This is a genomic window from Pantoea sp. EKM20T, assembly GCF_011800485.1.
Lineage (GTDB): Bacteria > Pseudomonadota > Gammaproteobacteria > Enterobacterales > Enterobacteriaceae > Pantoea > Pantoea agglomerans.
The window spans coordinates 40,333-58,489 of sequence record NZ_JAALFW010000013.1 but is presented as its reverse complement, the minus strand read 5'-3'; the positions used below and the strand labels follow the sequence as shown (position 1 = coordinate 58,489).

At 55.7% G+C, this 18,157-nt stretch carries 20 protein-coding genes; 14 read left to right on the top strand and 6 right to left on the bottom strand.

What is annotated here, in order from left to right; genetic code table 11:
* Positions 1-7 precede the first annotated feature (7 nt).
* On the bottom strand, positions 8-1,204 hold the full coding sequence (locus HFD94_RS19140; protein WP_122889945.1) for a glycine C-acetyltransferase: 1,197 nt from the start codon (positions 1,202-1,204) through the stop codon (positions 8-10).
* A gap of 230 nt (positions 1,205-1,434) precedes the next feature.
* Between HFD94_RS19140 and rfaD the strand changes: the two genes are divergently transcribed.
* The 11 genes from rfaD to coaD all read left to right on the top strand — a co-directional run bounded on the left by rfaD (position 1,435) and on the right by coaD (position 12,701).
* The gene (rfaD, locus tag HFD94_RS19135; protein ID WP_010258257.1) at positions 1,435-2,367 is read left to right on the top strand and encodes an ADP-glyceromanno-heptose 6-epimerase; all 933 of its coding nucleotides are present in this window, start codon (positions 1,435-1,437) and stop codon (positions 2,365-2,367) included.
* A gap of 17 nt (positions 2,368-2,384) precedes the next feature.
* Complete coding sequence (rfaF, locus tag HFD94_RS19130; RefSeq protein WP_010258260.1) at positions 2,385-3,440, top strand: ADP-heptose--LPS heptosyltransferase RfaF; 1,056 nt, start codon at positions 2,385-2,387, stop codon at positions 3,438-3,440.
* Entirely contained in the window at positions 3,428-4,405 is a 978-nt protein-coding gene (gene rfaC / locus HFD94_RS19125; RefSeq protein ID WP_010258262.1) for a lipopolysaccharide heptosyltransferase RfaC, read from the top strand. Before rfaF ends, rfaC begins: the two co-directional genes overlap by 13 nt.
* Complete coding sequence (locus HFD94_RS19120; RefSeq protein WP_010258264.1) at positions 4,402-5,478, top strand: glycosyltransferase family 9 protein; 1,077 nt, start codon at positions 4,402-4,404, stop codon at positions 5,476-5,478. The genes rfaC and HFD94_RS19120 overlap by 4 nt, the downstream gene beginning before the upstream one ends.
* 9 nt (positions 5,479-5,487) lie before the next feature.
* Positions 5,488-6,492, top strand: coding sequence for a glycosyltransferase family 8 protein (locus tag HFD94_RS19115; RefSeq protein WP_089415157.1), 1,005 nt, complete (start codon positions 5,488-5,490; stop codon positions 6,490-6,492).
* A gap of 327 nt (positions 6,493-6,819) precedes the next feature.
* Positions 6,820-7,806, top strand: coding sequence for a glycosyltransferase (locus HFD94_RS19110; RefSeq protein WP_238697683.1), 987 nt, complete (start codon positions 6,820-6,822; stop codon positions 7,804-7,806).
* Positions 7,807-7,879: 73 nt separating this feature from the next.
* A complete protein-coding gene (gene rfaQ, locus HFD94_RS19105) occupies positions 7,880-8,956 on the top strand; it encodes a putative lipopolysaccharide heptosyltransferase III (protein ID WP_010258272.1) in 1,077 nt (358 codons plus the stop codon).
* Positions 8,949-10,082, top strand: a complete 1,134-nt coding sequence (locus tag HFD94_RS19100) for a glycosyltransferase family 4 protein (RefSeq protein WP_033759235.1) — start codon at positions 8,949-8,951, stop codon at positions 10,080-10,082. The genes rfaQ and HFD94_RS19100 overlap by 8 nt, the downstream gene beginning before the upstream one ends.
* A gap of 92 nt (positions 10,083-10,174) precedes the next feature.
* On the top strand, positions 10,175-11,449 hold the full coding sequence (gene waaA, locus HFD94_RS19095; RefSeq protein WP_010258275.1) for a lipid IV(A) 3-deoxy-D-manno-octulosonic acid transferase: 1,275 nt from the start codon (positions 10,175-10,177) through the stop codon (positions 11,447-11,449).
* Entirely contained in the window at positions 11,449-12,225 is a 777-nt protein-coding gene (locus HFD94_RS19090) for a glycosyltransferase family 2 protein (protein WP_010672093.1), read from the top strand. The genes waaA and HFD94_RS19090 overlap by 1 nt, the downstream gene beginning before the upstream one ends.
* On the top strand, positions 12,222-12,701 hold the full coding sequence (gene coaD / locus HFD94_RS19085; RefSeq protein WP_022624905.1) for a pantetheine-phosphate adenylyltransferase: 480 nt from the start codon (positions 12,222-12,224) through the stop codon (positions 12,699-12,701). The genes HFD94_RS19090 and coaD overlap by 4 nt, the downstream gene beginning before the upstream one ends.
* Here the strand turns inward: coaD and mutM are convergent.
* The 4 genes from mutM to radC form a co-directional block, all read right to left on the bottom strand.
* Positions 12,698-13,507 carry a bifunctional DNA-formamidopyrimidine glycosylase/DNA-(apurinic or apyrimidinic site) lyase gene (gene mutM, locus HFD94_RS19080; RefSeq protein ID WP_010258280.1) on the bottom strand — a complete coding sequence of 270 codons (810 nt, stop codon included), beginning with the start codon at positions 13,505-13,507 and terminating at the stop codon, positions 12,698-12,700. The genes coaD and mutM overlap by 4 nt on opposite strands.
* Before the next feature lie 69 nt (positions 13,508-13,576).
* Complete coding sequence (gene rpmG / locus HFD94_RS19075; RefSeq protein ID WP_003024094.1) at positions 13,577-13,744, bottom strand: 50S ribosomal protein L33; 168 nt, start codon at positions 13,742-13,744, stop codon at positions 13,577-13,579.
* A 19-nt stretch (positions 13,745-13,763) separates the two neighbouring features.
* Positions 13,764-14,000, bottom strand: coding sequence for a 50S ribosomal protein L28 (rpmB, locus tag HFD94_RS19070; RefSeq protein ID WP_006121249.1), 237 nt, complete (start codon positions 13,998-14,000; stop codon positions 13,764-13,766).
* A 241-nt stretch (positions 14,001-14,241) separates the two neighbouring features.
* A complete protein-coding gene (radC, locus tag HFD94_RS19065) occupies positions 14,242-14,898 on the bottom strand; it encodes a DNA repair protein RadC (protein WP_010258361.1) in 657 nt (218 codons plus the stop codon).
* Positions 14,899-15,078: 180 nt separating this feature from the next.
* Between radC and coaBC the strand changes: the two genes are divergently transcribed.
* The 3 genes from coaBC (at position 15,079) to slmA (ending at position 17,452) form a co-directional block, all read left to right on the top strand.
* Complete coding sequence (gene coaBC, locus HFD94_RS19060) at positions 15,079-16,299, top strand: bifunctional phosphopantothenoylcysteine decarboxylase/phosphopantothenate--cysteine ligase CoaBC (protein WP_122889939.1); 1,221 nt, start codon at positions 15,079-15,081, stop codon at positions 16,297-16,299.
* Positions 16,277-16,735 (top strand): dUTP diphosphatase, encoded by a 459-nt coding sequence (gene dut / locus HFD94_RS19055; protein WP_022624903.1) that lies wholly within the window; start codon positions 16,277-16,279, stop codon positions 16,733-16,735. The genes coaBC and dut overlap by 23 nt, the downstream gene beginning before the upstream one ends.
* A gap of 120 nt (positions 16,736-16,855) precedes the next feature.
* Complete coding sequence (gene slmA / locus HFD94_RS19050; RefSeq protein ID WP_010258372.1) at positions 16,856-17,452, top strand: nucleoid occlusion factor SlmA; 597 nt, start codon at positions 16,856-16,858, stop codon at positions 17,450-17,452.
* 35 nt (positions 17,453-17,487) lie between these two features.
* On the opposite strand, the gene pyrE is transcribed toward slmA, so the two are convergent.
* Positions 17,488-18,129 (bottom strand): orotate phosphoribosyltransferase, encoded by a 642-nt coding sequence (pyrE, locus tag HFD94_RS19045; RefSeq protein ID WP_031591887.1) that lies wholly within the window; start codon positions 18,127-18,129, stop codon positions 17,488-17,490.
* Positions 18,130-18,157: the final 28 nt, after the last annotated feature.

The following is an 18,157-nucleotide window of genomic DNA, read 5'->3' as shown; positions in this document are numbered from 1 at the left end:
GGACTCCTCAGGCGATAACGCCCAGTTGTTTGCCGATACGGGTAAAGGCCGCCACCGCACGTTCCAGCTGTTGCTGGGTATGCGCCGCAGAGATTTGGGTGCGAATGCGTGCCTGACCTTTTGGCACCACCGGATAGAAGAAGCCGGTAACGTAGATGCCTTCCTGTTGCAGCAGGCGGGCGAACTCCTGGGCGACGCTGGCTTCACCCAGCATCACCGGGATAATGGCGTGATCGGCTCCCGCCAGCGTAAAGCCCGCCGCCGTCATCTGCTCCCGAAAGTAACGGGCGTTGTCCCACAGACGCTGACGCAGCCCGTCGCCTTCGCTGAGCAGATCCAGCACCCGCAGCGAGGCGGCAACAATGGCCGGGGCCAGCGAGTTAGAGAACAGATAGGGACGGGAACGCTGGCGCAGCCACTCCACCACTTCTGCTTTTGCTGCGGTGTAGCCACCGGAGGCGCCACCCAGCGCTTTACCCAGCGTGCCGGTAATGATGTCGACCCGGCCCATGACGTCGCAATATTCATGGGTTCCGCGTCCGGCGTTCCCGACAAAGCCCACCGCATGGGAATCATCCACCATCACCAGCGCAGAGAACTCGTCGGCCAGATCGCAGATAGCGGGCAGATTCGCAATCACCCCATCCATTGAGAAGACCCCATCGGTGGCGATCAGAATATGACGCGCGCCTTTAGCGCGCGCTTCCTGCAAGCAGGCGCGCAGCTGCGCCATATCGTTATTGGCATAGCGGTAACGCTGCGCTTTGCACAGCCGGACGCCATCGATAATGGAAGCGTGGTTCAGCGCATCAGAGATGACGGCATCCTGCGCATCAAGCAGGGTTTCAAACAGGCCGCCATTGGCATCGAAACAGGAGGAGTAAAGAATGGCATCCTCCATGCCGAGAAAGTCTGCCAGCCGCTTTTCCAGCTGCTTATGACTATCCTGCGTGCCGCAAATAAAGCGCACCGACGCCATACCAAAACCATGCGAATCCATCCCCTCTTTCGCCGCCTGAATCAGCGCCGGATGGTTCGCTAAACCTAAGTAGTTATTGGCACAGAAGTTAATCACCGCCGGAGCGCCGCCAACCGCGATCTCCGTCTGCTGGGCAGAGGTGATGATCCGCTCCTGTTTAAACAGTCCTTCCTGACGTGCATCATCAAGTTGCTGACGAAGTTGTTGATAAAATTGCGCAGGCATCATTGCTCTCCTCAGATGGCAAAAATCTGGCATATCTTACTGAACAGGCCGCTTCTTCACGATAAATCGCCCAACAGAATGTCATTTTTGCAGCATAGTTCACGCCACAAGGATGTACGCACAAAGCGTTACAGAGTCATCTGGCTGTCTGCACCCTGATGAAATGTTATGATGTGAGGTATTCGTGTGTGAAACCTCCTGTTTCACCCCACAACGTTGAAGGTAACAACATGATTATCGTAACTGGCGGCGCAGGAATGATTGGCAGCAACATCGTCAAAGCGCTGAACGATCGCGGTCACACCGACATTCTGGTGGTGGATAATCTGAAGGATGGCACCAAGTTTGCCAATTTAGTCGACCTGGATATCGTCGATTACATGGACAAAGAAGAGTTCCTGATGAGCGTGATGGCGGGCGATGATTTAGGCCCGATAGAAGCGGTGTTCCATCAGGGCGCCTGCTCCTCCACCACCGAGTGGGATGGCAAGTACATGATGGAGAACAACTATCAGTACTCCAAAGAGCTGCTGCACTTCTGTCTTGAGCGCGAGATCCCGTTCCTCTACGCCTCTTCCGCAGCGACCTACGGCGGACGCAACGAGAATTTCATTGAAGAGCGTCAGTATGAGCAGCCGCTTAATGTTTATGGCTACTCTAAGATGCTGTTCGACCATTACGTCCGTCAGATGCTGCCGGAAGCGAACTCGCCGGTATGCGGCTTCCGCTATTTCAACGTCTATGGACCGCGTGAAGGCCACAAGGGCAGCATGGCAAGCGTGGCCTTCCATCTGAACACGCAGATCAGCAACGATGAAAATCCAAAACTGTTTGAAGGCAGCGACGGCTTTAAACGTGATTTCATCCACGTTGATGATGTTGCGGAAGTGAACCTGTGGTGCTGGGAAAATGGCGTCTCCGGGATTTACAACTGTGGCACAGGCCGCGCCGAGTCCTTCCAGGAAGTGGCTGACGCAGTACTGAAGTTCCACCAGAAAGGTCAGATCGAGTACATCCCGTTCCCGGAAAAACTCAAAGGACGGTACCAGGCCTATACTCAGGCCGATCTCACTAAGCTGCGTGCCGCCGGCTACGACAAGCCATTTAAAACGGTGGCGCAGGGCGTCGCTGACTATATGGTCTGGCTGAACCGTAACGCATAAAGGAAGCTGCTCCGGCGATGAAAATTCTGGTAATCGGCCCGTCGTGGGTCGGCGATATGATGATGTCGCAAAGTCTCTATCGCACCCTCAAGGCCGAACATCCCGATGCGGTGATTGACGTGATGGCACCTGCATGGTGCCGTCCGTTGTTGTCACGCATGCCGGAGGTGAATCAGGCGCTGGCGATGCCGCTTGGGCATGGCGCACTGGAAATCGGTGAGCGTCGCCGGTTGGGCAAAGTGCTGCGCGCCAGTCACTACGACCGCGCTTATGTGCTGCCTAACTCCTTCAAGTCGGCGCTGGTCCCCTTCTTTGCCGGAATAAAACGCCGCGTCGGCTGGCGCGGTGAAATGCGCTATGGCCTGCTGAATGATTTGCGCGTGCTGGATAAAGCCGCATTTCCACTGATGGTTGAGCGCTACGTTGCGCTGGGCTACGACACACCTGTTGCTTCGGCGGCGCAGCTGCCCCAGCCGCTGTTGTGGCCAAAACTGCAGGTTGAAGAGCAGGAAAAAATTGAAACGGCCGCACAGTTTCAGCTCGCCGCGACCCGTCCGGTCATCGGTTTTTGTCCGGGCGCTGAATTTGGTCCGGCCAAACGCTGGCCGCACTATCACTACGCCACGCTGGCCCGCCAGTTGATTGCTGAAGGCTTTCAGATCGTGCTGTTTGGCTCCGCCAAAGATCGCCCGACCGGCGAAGAGATTATCGCGGCGCTGCCCGAAGAGGCTCGCGGCCACTGCCGTAATCTGGCGGGTGAAACCCAGCTGGAACAGGCGGTGATTCTGCTGGCACAATGCCGTGCCGTGGTCAGCAACGACTCCGGCCTGATGCATATCGCCGCGGCGCTGGATCGTCCACTGGTGGCGCTCTATGGACCAAGCAGTCCTGACTTTACGCCGCCGCTGGCAAAGCAGGCGCGAATTATTCGCCTGATTACCGGCTATCACAAAGTGCGCAAAGGCGATGCCGAACAGGGCTATCACCAGAGCCTGATCGATATTCAGCCTGAACGTGTACATCAGACGCTGAGCGAACTGCTCGCGCCACAGGAGGTGCCATGCACGTCCTGATTGTTAAAACCTCATCAATGGGCGATGTGCTGCATTCGCTCCCGGCACTGACCGATGCAATGCATGCCATTCCCGGCATCCGTTTCGACTGGGTAGTGGAAGAGAATTTCGCACAGATCCCTGGCTGGCATCCCGCAGTAGATAAGGTGTTACCGGTTGCGATTCGCCGCTGGCGCAAACACTGGTTTGGCAGTCAGCAGCGTGAAGAGCGCGTGCTGTTTAAGCGCGCGTTACAGTCACGTGAGTACGATATCGTGATTGATGCACAGGGCCTGATCAAAAGTGCCGCGCTGGTCACCCGCTTATCGAAAGGGGTGAAACATGGGCAGGACAGCCGCAGCGCGCGTGAGCCGTTCGCCAGCTGGTGGTATGACATCCGCCATGAGGTCAGTAAGCGGCAGCACGCGGTTGAGCGGACGCGCGAACTGTTCGCCAAAAGCCTGGGCTATGAAAAACCGCAAAGTCAGGGTGACTACGCGATTGCCGGACACTTTCTGCATCATCTGCCCGCTGACGCACATCATTACCTGGTCTTTCTGCATGCCACAACGCGTGACAACAAGCATTGGCCGGAATCACACTGGCGACAGCTGATTGAGCAGATGCAGCCCAGCGGGTTGCGGGTGAAATTGCCCTGGGGTGCTGAACATGAGCATCAGCGTGCGCAGCGCCTTGCAGAAGGATTTGAGCATGTCGATGTACTGCCTAAGCTGACGCTGGAAGCGATAGCACAACAGCTGGCGGGCGCACGCGCGGTGGTCTCAGTGGACACCGGATTGAGCCATCTGACGGCGGCACTGGATCGCCCCAACCTCACGCTGTATGGTCCGACCGATCCTGGATTGATTGGCGGTTACGGGCAGAACCAACAGGCACTGAGCGCCCCGAATCATAATCTGGCGGAGCTGACTGCTGACACGGTGGCAGAGAAACTGCGGGCCGTTATTACGGAAAACATGCCATGAACTATGTGCTGATCTACCTGCTGTTGCTGCCTTTCCGGGCCATAATGCGGCTGTTTTACCGGCCAACCGGACGCAGCCTGATCATCCAGACGGCGAAGATTGGTGATTTTATTAATATCACCCCGATGCTGCGTGCGCTGGGTCAGTCTGAGTTGCTTATCAGCAAAGCGGTGGAGCCGCTGGCGCGTCACGATGACACGGTCAGCCGCTATTTCCTGATTGAAGAGGCGAAGCGCAGCTTTTTTGCCAAACTGAAGCTCGCGTTCACTCTGATGAACCGCTATGACAACGTCTATCTGGTGCAGCCAAACAGCGTGAACCTGTTTTTCGCCGCGCTCTGCAACGCACCGAACAAGCAGTTTCTGCGCACCTATGTGCGTAAGTCCTACCATAAGACCTTCTATCGCAGCGCCAGCGGAATTGTCGACCACACCAAAACGGATTTAACGCTCGACAGCTACCTGAAGCTGATTAATCGTGACTACCGCTACACCGATTTCCCTAAGCATGCGACCTCACCGCTCTGGCAGCCGCCTGCGCCACCCGCCGCGCTGCTTAATCCGCGCAGCGGTATTAAAATTGGCATCAGTATTTCTGCCGGTAACCGGGCTAAAACCATTCCTGCCAGCATCTGGCAGCAGCTGATGGCTTCGCTGGCTGACCTGCCCTGCACCTTTTATGTGTTTGGCCCACCGGCTGAGCAGCCGTGGCTGGATGAGTTACTGAGCCTGACCGGCCCGAAAGACAATATCGTCAGTCTGATTGGTGAGCTAAAACTGGAAGAGGTTCCGTGGGCCATTGCACAGATGGATTTCTACATCTCCTCTGACTCTGGCAATGCTTATATTGCGGATGCGCAGCAGATACCGGTGATCATGCTTTACGGGCCGTGTGAAGTCAGGGAACAGCGTCCGGTCAATAACGTTTTGTTTATCGGACCGGATAATATTGCTGCGTCGACGTTCGTTTTTGCCACCCGTTTTCAGTTTGATCAGCCTGCTGAAAAATTATTCGGGCTGGATCACGATAAACTGACTAGAATACAAACGTTTATTACTCATAATCTGGAATAGTGAAGCGTAATGGCAATTACCCCTCTTGCTGAGGCCGTTCAGCAAAGTCAGCTGCTGGTTAACACGCTTGCTGACACGGATGATAATCCGGTTCATGTTGCGTTTGGCATCAACTACGCCTACGCGCGTGGCCTGGGCATTACGTTGTTTTCACTTCTCAGCCATCATCCTGATACCGCTTTCCACGCCCATGTTTTTTCAGACTCGCTTTGCGAAGAGGATGTGGAAAAACTGCGTTCACTGGCCACGGGCCATCGTCTGGCGATCACGCTGCATATCTTTAACCGTGCCTGGGTTGATCAGCTGCCTGCGGTCGGACGCTATCCCAAAAGTATCCACTACCGTTTCCTGATCCCGGAAACCGTGGCGAGCTACAGCGATCGGGTGATCTATATTGATGCTGACACCCTGGTGGTGGGCGACTACTCTCCCCTGTTCACGCTGGATATCACTGATTACACGCTGGCGGCCTGTAATGACACACCGCGAGCGCGACATAACCAGTGCGCAAGGCTGGGGCTGAAGCATCACCACTATTTCAACTCCGGTTTTATGCTGATTAATATTCCACGCTGGCTCGAAAGGCAGACCACCGCGCGCATTACCGACGTGCTGGTAACGCGGGGCGCAGAGTTTGGTTTTCCCGATCAGGATGCGCTGAATATCGTGCTGGAGGATGAGGTCCTGATCCTGCCAGACCGCTATAACCACATTTATGACATCATCGCCAATAAAGTCTGGGATCACACGAGCGTGCCAGAAGAGACGGTGATGATTCACTACACCGGTAAATGCAAACCCTGGCATGCATGGGCTGGCAGCGATCTTTCCCACCGCTACTACAGCTATTACCAGCGCTCACCCTGGGCTTCACAACCGCTTGATACACCAAAGCATTATAAAGAGATGAAGCGATTCGCCCGCGTAAAGTGGCATCAGAAACAGTATGCTGAAAGCCTGAGCTGGATGATGAAGTATGTCAGTCTCAAGTTTTTTAAGCAGAGTGAGCAATAGCACACTCAGGTTTATCAGATTGATGCGGGCGCTGTTATTTCAGCGCCTGACTTTCCCGTCACTTATCCCGCCGGCTGTTTGCCACGACCTCTGTAATAACGACGCTGACAGCAAGCCAGCATAATAATCTGTTTACCTGCACGACCACATTGCGTAAAAAAAGCGCATATAGCGCATTATTATTGTCGGGCGTGGTTTTTAGTAAAGCAGGGATGCAACATCGTTTTATAATTGTGAACTCCCTGATTTCACTCTGCTGATTTGGAAATGATTTATGACGAGGCAACGCCCTTTCGCAGTGAATACAATGCTGGTGCAGATATTGTCATGAGTACTTCTCCTCTGCTGAGTATCATTACCCCGATGTACAATGCGGGCAGCATGTTTGATGAGTTCATGCAGTCACTGCTGGCGCAGACGCTGACTCTGCTTGAGATCATTATCGTCGATGACGGTTCAACCGATGGCTCAGGCGAGCGCGCCGATCAGTATGCACAGCAGCATTCTCACATTCGTGTGATTCATCAGGAAAATGGCGGCGTCTCGCGCGCCCGTAACGCCGGGCTGGCGATTGCCCGCGGGAAATATGTCACCTTCCCTGATGCGGATGACACCATGCAACCCGATATGTATCAGACGCTGGTGACGCTGGCGGAAGCAGATAATCTGGATGCGGCACAGTGCAACGCCGAGTGGTTTTTCAAACACAGCCAGCGGGTAAAGCCGCTGATTCCGCTGGATCGCCTGCGCAGCACGCCGGTACTGAGCGGTGCCGACTGGCTGAATACCGCACTGAAAACCCATCGTTATATGCATGTGGTCTGGCTGGGCATCTATCGCCGGGAACTGATTGAGCATCATCAGTTGCAGTTTGAACCCGGCCTGCATCATCAGGATATTCCCTGGACCACCGAGTTTATGCTGCTGGCAAAACGCGTGCGTTATACCGAAGCGGTACTCTATCGCTACTATATGCACGACGCCTCAATCAGCAATCGCAAACGTACCGGCGAGCGCAACGTTGAGTATCAGCGCCACTACATGAAGATTGCGCGACTGCTGGAAGAGCTCAATGACCGCTATCGTGACCGCGTGAAGATTTACCCGTCGTTTCACTATCAGGTGACCCATGAAGCGCTCAGCGTGTGCCACAGTGTAAGACGTGAGCCTGACGCCCGCGCACGCCAGGCAATCATTGCCGAGCTGTTCGCCACCCGGACACACCTGCGCATGTTACGCAACGCCCGGGGAATTAAGCAGTGGTATCAGTTGCTGTTGTGGCTGGCCCGGCTCTATCGCTGGCGTGATAAATAACCTTTGAGGCTGGCTTTATCCTAAAAAGGGTTTGCCCTACAATCGGTTCACTGAATTCTGAGAACTCTTGTTTATGGCCAGCCTGACTCCAGCAAACATCTCTCCAAAAAATATATTACTGATTAAGCTGCGCCATCATGGTGACATGCTGCTCACAACGCCCGCCATCAATGCGCTTCATGAGCGTTATCCGCAGGCCAGCATCGACGTGTTGCTCTATCAGGAGACGCGTCCGATGCTGGAAGCGCATCCGGCTATCCGCCATTTGCACGTCATCGATCGTAAATGGAAGCAGGAGGGCACCTGGCGCAAGCTGGGCCATGAGCGTGCATTAATTCGCGCCATACGTGACGCACATTATGATCTGGTGATTAATCTGGCCGATCAGTGGCGGGCTGCCCTGATTACGCGTCTCTCCGCGGCGCCAGTACGTATCGGTTTCGCTTTTAAAAAACGTGATAACGTCCTGTGGCGATGGTGTCACAACCAGCTGGTCTCCACACACAATCACAGCAAGCTGCATACCGTTGAGCAGAATATGTCGGCGCTGGCACCCCTCGGCATCAGCAGCGACGGCGCACGGGTCTCAATGCACTACAGCGACGCTGACCAGCAAATTGTGCTGACCCGACTGGCAGAACACCAGGTCACCGCGCCCTATATTGTGGTGCAGCCGACCTCACGCTGGGGCTTTAAATGCTGGGAAGAGGAGAGTGTTGCCGCCACGCTCGATCAGCTGGCGCAGCCGGGCCGCAAAGTGGTGCTGACCGCCGGGCCGGACAAACAGGAGCTGGCAATGATCAACCGCATTCGGGCACTGTGTGCATCGCCGGATGTGGTTTCGCTGGCCGGTCAGTTTACTCTGCCGCAGCTGGCGGCGCTTATCGATCATGCCCGGCTGTTTATTGGTGTCGACTCTGCACCAATGCACATGGCCGCCGCACTTGAAACGCCCTGTATTGCGCTGTTTGGCCCGACCAAGCTGCAGCACTGGCGGCCATGGGGCGACAATAATCATGTCATCTGGGCGGGGGATTATGGCCCGCTGCCCTCACCCGATTCCATCGACACCAAAACAGACCAGCGTTATCTGTCGGCCATTCCGGTGAAGGATGTGGTCGCGGCAGCGAGGAGCTATCTGAATGAGTAAGTTACGGCTGGCGATTGTCCGGCAGAAATATCGTCCGGATGGCGGTGCCGAGCGTTTTATCTCACGCGCGCTGGAAGCGCTGGGCAGCGAGCAGCTCGATCTCAACATCATTACCCGCAGCTGGCAGGGCACACCCAATCCTGACTGGCATCTGCATATCTGTAATCCTGCAAAGCTGGGCCGGGTATCCCGTGAGCGCGGTTTTGCCCGTGCAGCACGCGCCTGCTGGGAGCGCGAAAAGTTCGATATTGTGCAAAGCCACGAGCGCATCGCGGGCTGTGATATTTTTCGCGCGGGTGATGGTGTTCATCGCGTCTGGCTGGAACAGCGCGCCCGCATCGTCTCATCGTGGCAACGACTGAGTGCTGTGCTCAGCCCTTATCATCGCTATGTCCTGCAGGCGGAAGCGGAGATGTTTAACTCTCCGACGCTGAAAGCGGTGATCTGTAATTCTGAGATGGTAAAGCGCGATATCCTGCGCTGTTTCTCGCTCGATGCCGGAAAAATCCACGTTATTCATAATGCTATCGACGCCAGCCGTTTCCAGCCCGCCACGGAAGCTGCACGTCGCGCCACCCGTCAGCAGCTGGCGCTACCCGATGCGGCCACCGTACTGATTTATGTCGGCTCCGGCTTTGAACGCAAGGGGTTGAAAGCGGCGATACAGGCGCTGGCTGCCAGCGACCGTTATCTGATTGTGGTGGGTCAGGATAAGCAACTGCAACGGTATCAGCAGCTGGCAAATCAGCTTAACTGTCTGGATCGCCTGCGCTTTGTCGGCGTACAGCAGGATGTGCAGCCGTTCTATCACGCGGCTGATGGCCTGCTGCTGCCCACCCTCTACGATCCTTTTCCTAATGTGGTACTGGAGGCGATGGCCTGCGGCTTACCGGTGATTACCAGCACTGGCTGCGGTGGCGCAGAATTTATTACCGCTGGTCAGGAAGGCTTCGTCTGTGATGCTTTGGATATCAACGGGTTAAATCAGGCTGTTAATGCAATACCGGCGCTTTCCGTCGATTCACGAATGGGCGACGCGGCGCGGCGCAAAATTGAACCTTATGGTCCACAACGGCTGGCGCAGGCGCTGACTTCGCTTTATCAGCAGGTCCTGAGCAGCAACTGACAATGTGGGATGAGTGCATGCGGGGTTTCTGATAACATGCCGCCATCTGATTTTAATCTGCTTTTAGACGCGAATTTGCTGTAACGGTAACTATGACGACCTTTTACACCGCATTGCTCTACTTAATTCAGCCACTGATTTGGCTGCGCCTGTGGCTGCGCGGTCGTAAAGCGCCTGCCTATCGCAAACGCTGGGCAGAACGCTATGGCTATTGTGTCGGCAAAGTTAAGCCCGACGGCATTGTGCTGCACTCGGTCTCTGTGGGTGAAACCCTGGCTGCGATCCCGCTGGTGCGCGCTCTGCGTCATCGTTACCCGACCCTGCCGATTACCGTCACCACCATGACGCCTACCGGCTCTGAACGCGCGCAATCTGCATTTGGCAAAGATGTGCATCACGTCTATCTGCCTTATGATCTGCCGGGTTCGATTAATCGTTTTCTGGATACGGTCAACCCACGCCTGGTGATCATCATGGAAACCGAGCTGTGGCCGAATATTATCCGCATTCTGCACCAGCGTAATATTCCGCTGGTGATCGCCAATGCCCGCCTCTCGGCCCGATCGGCCAAAGGCTACCGCAAGCTGGGTAAATTCATGCGCCGACTGTTGCAGAGCATCACGCTTATCGCGGCGCAGAATGCGGAAGATGGCGACCGCTTCCTGAGCCTGGGCCTGAAACGTTCTCAACTAACGATTACCGGCAGCCTGAAGTTTGATATTTCCGTGACGCCAGAACTGGCCGCCAGAGCGGTGACGCTGCGTCGTCAGTGGGCGCCGCGCCGTCCGGTGTGGATCGCCACCAGCACGCACGAAGGTGAAGAGGCCATTGTGCTGGATGCTCATCGCCGCCTGCTGCAGACCTTCCCGGATTTGCTGCTGATTCTGGTGCCCCGCCATCCCGAGCGTTTTAACGATGCCCGTGAACTGACGCAGGAACGCGGCTTCAGTTTTATCCTGCGCAGCAGCGGCGAGATCCCTTCTGGCTCAACGCAGGTGGTTATCGGAGACTCAATGGGCGAACTGATGCTGCTATACGGCATTGCCGATCTGGCCTTTGTCGGCGGCAGCCTGGTTGAACGGGGTGGACACAACCCGCTGGAGCCTGCTGCCCATGCGCTTCCGGTTCTGATGGGACCCCATATCTGGAACTTCAAAGATATTTGCAGCAAGTTGCAGGAAGGCCAGGGGCTGATCACCGTCACCGACGTGATTTCGCTGGAAAAAGAGGTCACCAACCTGTTACAGGATGATGATTACCGCCGTTATTACGGACGTCATGCGGTAGACGTGCTGCACCAGAATCAGGGTGCGCTACAGCGTCTGCTACAGTTACTCGAACCGCATCTGCCACCACGGGCCCACTAATGTCAGCACGCCAACGTCTTTCCGTGGTGATGATCGCCAAAAACGAAGCGGAACTGCTGCCTGACTGCCTGGCCTCGGTCAGTTGGGCCGATGAAATTATCGTGCTGGACTCAGGCAGCCATGACAACAGTGTCGACATCGCCTCACAGGCTGGGGCGAAGGTCTACCACAATGATGACTGGCAGGGCTATGGCATCCAGCGCCAGCGCGCGCAGCACTATGCCACCGGCGACATGATTCTGATGATCGATGCGGATGAACGCGTGACACCTGAACTGCGCGCCGCGATTGAGCAGGTGCTGGTCGCGCCACCCAGCCGTACGGTTTATAGCCTGGGCCGCAGTAATCTGTTTCTCGGCCGCTTTATGCGCCATAGCGGCTGGTATCCGGACCGCGTCATGCGACTCTATCCACGCACCTTCCGCTACAATGACAATCTGGTGCATGAATCACTGCAGAGTGACGGCGCGCCAGTGGTGGCATTACCCGGCGATCTGCAGCATCTGACCTGCCGCGATTTAATCGCCTTTCAGCGCAAGCAGCTGGCTTATGCCGAAGCCTGGGCTACGGAACGCCATCGGCGCGGTAAGCGTTGCAGCCTGTTTTCTCTGTTCAGCCATACGCTGGGCGCGTTTATGAAAACCCTGCTGCTGCGTGCCGGTTTTCTCGACGGAAAGCAGGGCTGGATTCTGGCGGTGGTCAATGCGCAATATACCTTCAATAAATATTCAGCCCTCTGGGCGCTGAATCATGCTTCGGCAAAAGGGCGAGTATGATCACGAAAGCCATCTATCCCGGAACGTTTGATCCTGTGACGCTCGGCCATCTCGACATCGTGACGCGGGCAGCGCAGATGTTTGATCAGGTCATTCTGGCCGTTGCCGCCAGCCCCAGCAAAAAACCAATGTTCAGCCTGGATGAGCGCGTGGCGCTGGCCGGTCAGGTGATAGCCCATCTGCCCAACGTTGAAGTGGTCGGATTCAGCGACCTGATGGCGAATTTCGCCCGTGACCAGCAGGCGAATGTGCTGGTTCGTGGCTTGCGTGCGGTGTCAGACTTTGAATATGAAATGCAGCTGGCGCAGATGAATCGTCACCTGCTGCCAACGCTGGAGAGTGTTTTCCTGATGCCGTCTGAAGGCTTCTCGTTTATCTCATCTTCGCTGGTCAAAGAGGTGGCGCGTCACGGCGGCGATGTTACCGCCTTCCTGCCCGCGCCGGTGCATCAGGCATTGCTGGCTAAACTGGCTTAATGCTGGCAGTTCGGGCACCAGTAGGTGCTGCGCTGCCCGTGTCTGCCGCTGACAATCGGCGTACCGCATGCCCGACAGGGTTCGCCTGCCCGCCCATAAACCTGTAACTGCTGTGCAAAATAGCCGGGTTTACCGTCGGTCTGTAAGAAGTCACGCAGTGTGGTTCCGCCCTGCTCAATGGAGCGTAACAGCACCGCTTTGATGGTATTGACCAGCAGTTCCGCTTCGGCCTGCGACAGACTGCCGGCAGCACGATCGGGAATGATCCCGGCGGTAAACAGTGACTCGCTGGCGTAAATGTTGCCCACGCCCACCACCACTTTGTTATCCATCAGCCACTGCTTGATGAGCGTCCGCTTGCCGCGTGACTTCTCAAACAGGTAAGTGCCGTCAAACTCCTCGCTAAGCGGCTCCGGCCCGAGATGTGCCAGCACGCTGCTGCCCGCCAGATCGCTGCTCCAGAGCCAGGCGCCAAAGCGGCGCGGGTCGGTGTAGCGCAGCACTTTGCCGTTGCTCATGACCAGATCAACATGGTCATGCTTCGCCGCTGGCAGCTCTTCTGACAGCACGCGCAGGCTACCGGACATGCCAAGGTGGATAATGATCCAGCCATGCGGCAGCTCCAGCAGCAGATATTTCGCCCGGCGCTGCACACTGAGCACCGGCTGATCGCTTAGCGCCAGGATCTCCTGCGAAACAGGCCAGCGCAAACGTGAATTACGCACCACGGCGTGAAGGATGGTTTCACCGACCAAATGCGGTTCGATACCGCGACGGCTGGTTTCAACCTCTGGCAACTCTGGCATACCCTCTCCTCAGCGTTTTACACAAACAAAAAACCCGGCCGGAGCCGGGTTTTTAGCAGAACACTAAAATTACTTAATTTTAGCTTCTTTGTAGAGCACATGCTGACGTACAACCGGATCGAACTTTTTCAGTTCCAGCTTCTCTGGTTTAGTACGTTTGTTCTTCGTGGTGGTATAGAAGTGACCTGTACCAGCAGAGGAAACCAGCTTGATCTTCTCACGAATACCTTTAGCCATGATTCAGTTCCTTAGTACCTTAGTACTTCTCACCACGGGCACGCATATCGGCTAACACCGTATCAATGCCCTTTTTATCAATAATACGCATACCTTTAACAGATACACGCAGAGTAACGAAGCGCTTCTCGCTCTCAACCCAAAAACGGTGTGAGTGCAGGTTCGGAAGGAAACGGCGTTTCGTCGCGTTCATTGCGTGGGAACGGTTGTTACCCGTCACCGGACGCTTTCCAGTTACCTGGCAGACTCGTGACATGTCAATATCTCCAAAAATCAAATCAGCTCGAGCTTTAAAAATTAGGTTTGGGCCGCCTCGTCAGGCTTGCAGCCCGCCAGGCGAATTCCATGGAACCCGCTAAGCTGGCCTAACCGCCAAACCCGAGATTCTCAAAGGTGGCGTAGTATACGCCGCTCAGCCCAAGTGCTCAAGTCCCGAACAGATAAAGATCCCGAATGATCGGGCAAAAAGCCGCCACCTGGCGTGAAATTTCCCCCTGTCAGAGCCATCCCCGCTCGGCAAAGGAGACATATTCGCCATGACCAATCACCAGATGATCGAGCAGACGGATGTCGAGTAGCTGGCAGGCTTCGCTGACTTTATGGGTCACTTCACGGTCTGCACGGCTCGGCTCCGCCATGCCCGACGGGTGATTATGCGCCAGTATCAGAGCGGCAGCATTGAGCTTCAGCGCTTCCCGGACAATCTCGCGGGGGTGAACTTCCACGCTGTTAATGGAACCAGAGAACATATTTTGTGCCCGCAGCACCCGATGCTGATTATCCAGAAACAGTGCCATAAAGATCTCACGCTCCTGATGGGCTAACAGACTTTGCAGATACTGGCGCGTGATTTGTGGATTTTCCATTGCGCTTTCGCGGGCCAGCTTACTGGCGAAAAAACGCTTCGCCAGTTCGGCAATCGCATGAAGTTGTGCCAGCTTGGCATCGCCGACCCCTTTGATTTCACCGAATGCCGCTTTGTCTGACGTCATGAGCTGATAAAGCGAGCCAAAACCGTCCAGCATCTGTCCGGCCAGCTCCAGGACGTTCTGTCCAGGCGATCCGGTACGGAGAAAAATGGCCAGTAGTTCGGTATCGCTGAGGGCATGCGCACCCAACTTCCGGAGTTTTTCCCGTGGTCCCTTTATTTTCATGTCCGCTCTCCCTGAGATGAGCCTCAGCATGGCCCATCATGAAGAGTGCAGCTATCAGTGAAGCTGCAATCTACGAGACGGCTCGCAAACGCAGTCAGTGAAAAGGCGCATCCGCGCTTTTGTGATAAAGTCCGTGCATTCGCCGCCGCGAGCGGCAGAGAGCTTAGTGAGGCCAACATCATGATGGGATTAGCCGGCAAAAAAATTCTTCTTGGCGTGAGCGGCGGTATTGCTGCTTATAAAGCACCTGAGTTGGTGCGCCGCCTGCGCGATCGCGGTGCTGATGTCCGCGTGATGATGACAGAGGGTGCGAAAGCATTTATTACTCCGCTCAGCCTGCAGGCTGTCTCCGGCTATCCGGTATTTGACGATCTGCTTGATCCGGCAGCGGAGGCGGCGATGGGTCATATTGAACTGGCAAAATGGGCCGACCTTATTGTGCTGGCACCGGCCACTGCTGACCTGATTGCCCGTATTACTGCCGGTATGGCAAACGATCTGGTGACGACCGCCGTGTTAGCGACGGCCTCACCCGTGGCAGTGGTGCCCGCTATGAATCAGCAGATGTATCGTGCGGCGGTGACCCAGCATAACCTGCAGAGCCTGCAGGCGCGTGGCGTGCTGATTTGGGGACCGGACAGCGGCAGCCAGGCCTGCGGCGATGTCGGGCCGGGCCGGATGCTCGACCCGCTGGTGATTGTTGACCATGCGGTGCAGTGGGCCACGCCCGTCAACGATCTGCAACATCTCAACATTATGATTACCGCCGGCCCTACCCGTGAGGCGCTGGACCCGGTGCGCTACATCACTAACCACAGCTCCGGAAAAATGGGCTTTGCTATTGCCGCCGCCGCCGCCAGACGCGGTGCACAGGTCACGCTGGTCAGCGGCCCGGTCACCCTGTCTGCGCCAGCGGGTGTGCGGCGAATTGATGTGACCAGCGCACTGGAGATGCAGGCCGCCGTCATGAGTGAGATAGATAAACAACATATTTTCATTGCAAGCGCAGCCGTGGCAGACTACCGGGCAGCCGATATTGCGGCCGATAAAATCAAGAAACAGGGCGGCGATGATAACGTCACGCTGAACCTGGTAAAGAATCCCGATATTGTTGCCGGCGTCGCTGCACTTCAGGAAAACCGGCCATTCGTCGTTGGATTTGCTGCTGAAACACAGAATGTGGAAGAATACGCCCGGCAAAAACGGGTGCGCAAGAATCTGGATCTGATCTGCGCTAACGACGTCGCTAAAGCCGGACAGGGGTTTAATAGCGACACCAATGCTCTTCACCTTTTTTGGCAGGATGGAGAAAAACGCTTACCGCTCAGCGATAAGTCTCTCCTTGGCCAACAATTAATAGACGAGATTGTCAGCCGTTATGATGAAAAAAATAGACGTTAAAATCCTGGATCCGCGCGTCGGCAAAGAGTTTCCACTGCCGACCTACGCGACTTCAGGTTCCGCTGGGTTAGATTTACGCGCCTGCATTGATGATGTTCTCGACATCGCACCAGGCACCACAACGCTGGTTCCGACCGGCCTGGCGATTCATATTGCCGACCCCGACCTGGCCGCTGTGATCCTGCCGCGCTCAGGCCTTGGCCATAAACATGGCATCGTGCTGGGCAACCTGGTGGGTCTGATTGACTCCGACTATCAGGGACAGCTGATGGTCTCGGTCTGGAATCGCGGCCAGGAAAGCTTCTCGCTGCAACCCGGCGATCGCATGGCACAACTGGTCTTTGTACCGGTGGTGCAGGCGGAATTTAACCTGGTCGAAGATTTCGACGCCAGCCTGCGCGGCGAAGGCGGTTTCGGCCACTCCGGTCGCCAGTAACCCGCATTACCGACTTTCACTTACGCCCGTTATTTTTTCCTCATCGCCACAGGACGCGTTCCTGTGGCAGATGCGTAGGTGTTGCCTGTTTTTAGGTGAATTTCAGGGGTCTTTAAGGTCATGGCAGAAAAAAAAGTCGCGAAGCGGAATCGTCGCGAAGAGATTTTGCAGGCGCTGGCGCAGATGCTGGAGTCGGGTGATGGCAGTCAGCGCATTACCACAGCCAAACTGGCAGCCACGGTGGGCGTTTCTGAAGCGGCGCTGTATCGTCACTTCCCGAGTAAGACACGAATGTTCGATAGCCTGATTGAGTTTATCGAAGACAGTCTGATTACCCGCATCAATCTGATCCTCAAGGATGAAAAAGAGACCATGACGCGTCTGCGTCTGATCGTGCAACTGATTCTGGGATTTGGTGAGCGTAATCCGGGACTGACGCGCATTCTGACCGGCCATGCATTGATGTTTGAGCAGGACCGACTGCAGGGACGCATCAATCAGCTGTTTGAGCGGATTGAAGTGCAGCTGCGACAGGTGATGCGGGAACGGAAAATGCGCGAGGGCGAAGCCTTTCAGGCTGATGAGGCGCTGCTGGCAAGTCAGTTGCTGGCATTCTGTGAGGGTTTACTGTCACGGTATGTCCGTTCTGAGTTTCGTTTCAGTCCTACCGCAGACTTTGAGGCTCGCTGGCCGCTGATTGCCGCCCAGCTGGCGTAAAGCGTAAAAGAAGGCGGGCATTGCGCCCGCCTCTGTTAAATCCCGTACGCTTTCTGATAGGCACGTACCTGAGCCAGATGATCGGCCATCTCAGGCTTCTCTTCCAGCCAGGCAATCAGGTCTGCCAGCGTAATAATTGCGGTCACTTTGCAGCCGTAATCACGTTCCACTTCCTGAATCGCCGACATTTCTCCGCGTCCACGCTCCTGACGATCAAGCGAGACCAGCACGCCTGCCAGAGTGGCGTTGTGCGCACCGATAATATCCATCGACTCACGAATCGCGGTGCCTGCGGTGATCACATCGTCCACCAGCATCACTTTGCCCTGCAGCGGACTGCCAACCAGCAGGCCACCTTCGCCGTGATCTTTCGCTTCTTTACGGTTAAAGCAGTAAGGCACATCGCGGTCATGATGATCCGCCAGCGCCACCGCCGTGGTGGTGGCAATCGGAATGCCTTTATAGGCCGGGCCGAACAGCAGATCAAAATCAACAGCGCCATCCACCAGCGCCTGCGCGTAGAAGCGTCCCAGCAGCGCTAAATCCCGTCCGCTGTTAAACAGACCAGCATTAAAGAAATAGGGGCTTTTACGCCCGGACTTCAAAGTGAACTCACCGAACTTCAGCACCTGCTTGTTCAGGGCAAATTCAATAAACTGACGCTGCCAGGCTTTCATTTCTCACTCCTCAAATAAAGAAAAGGCG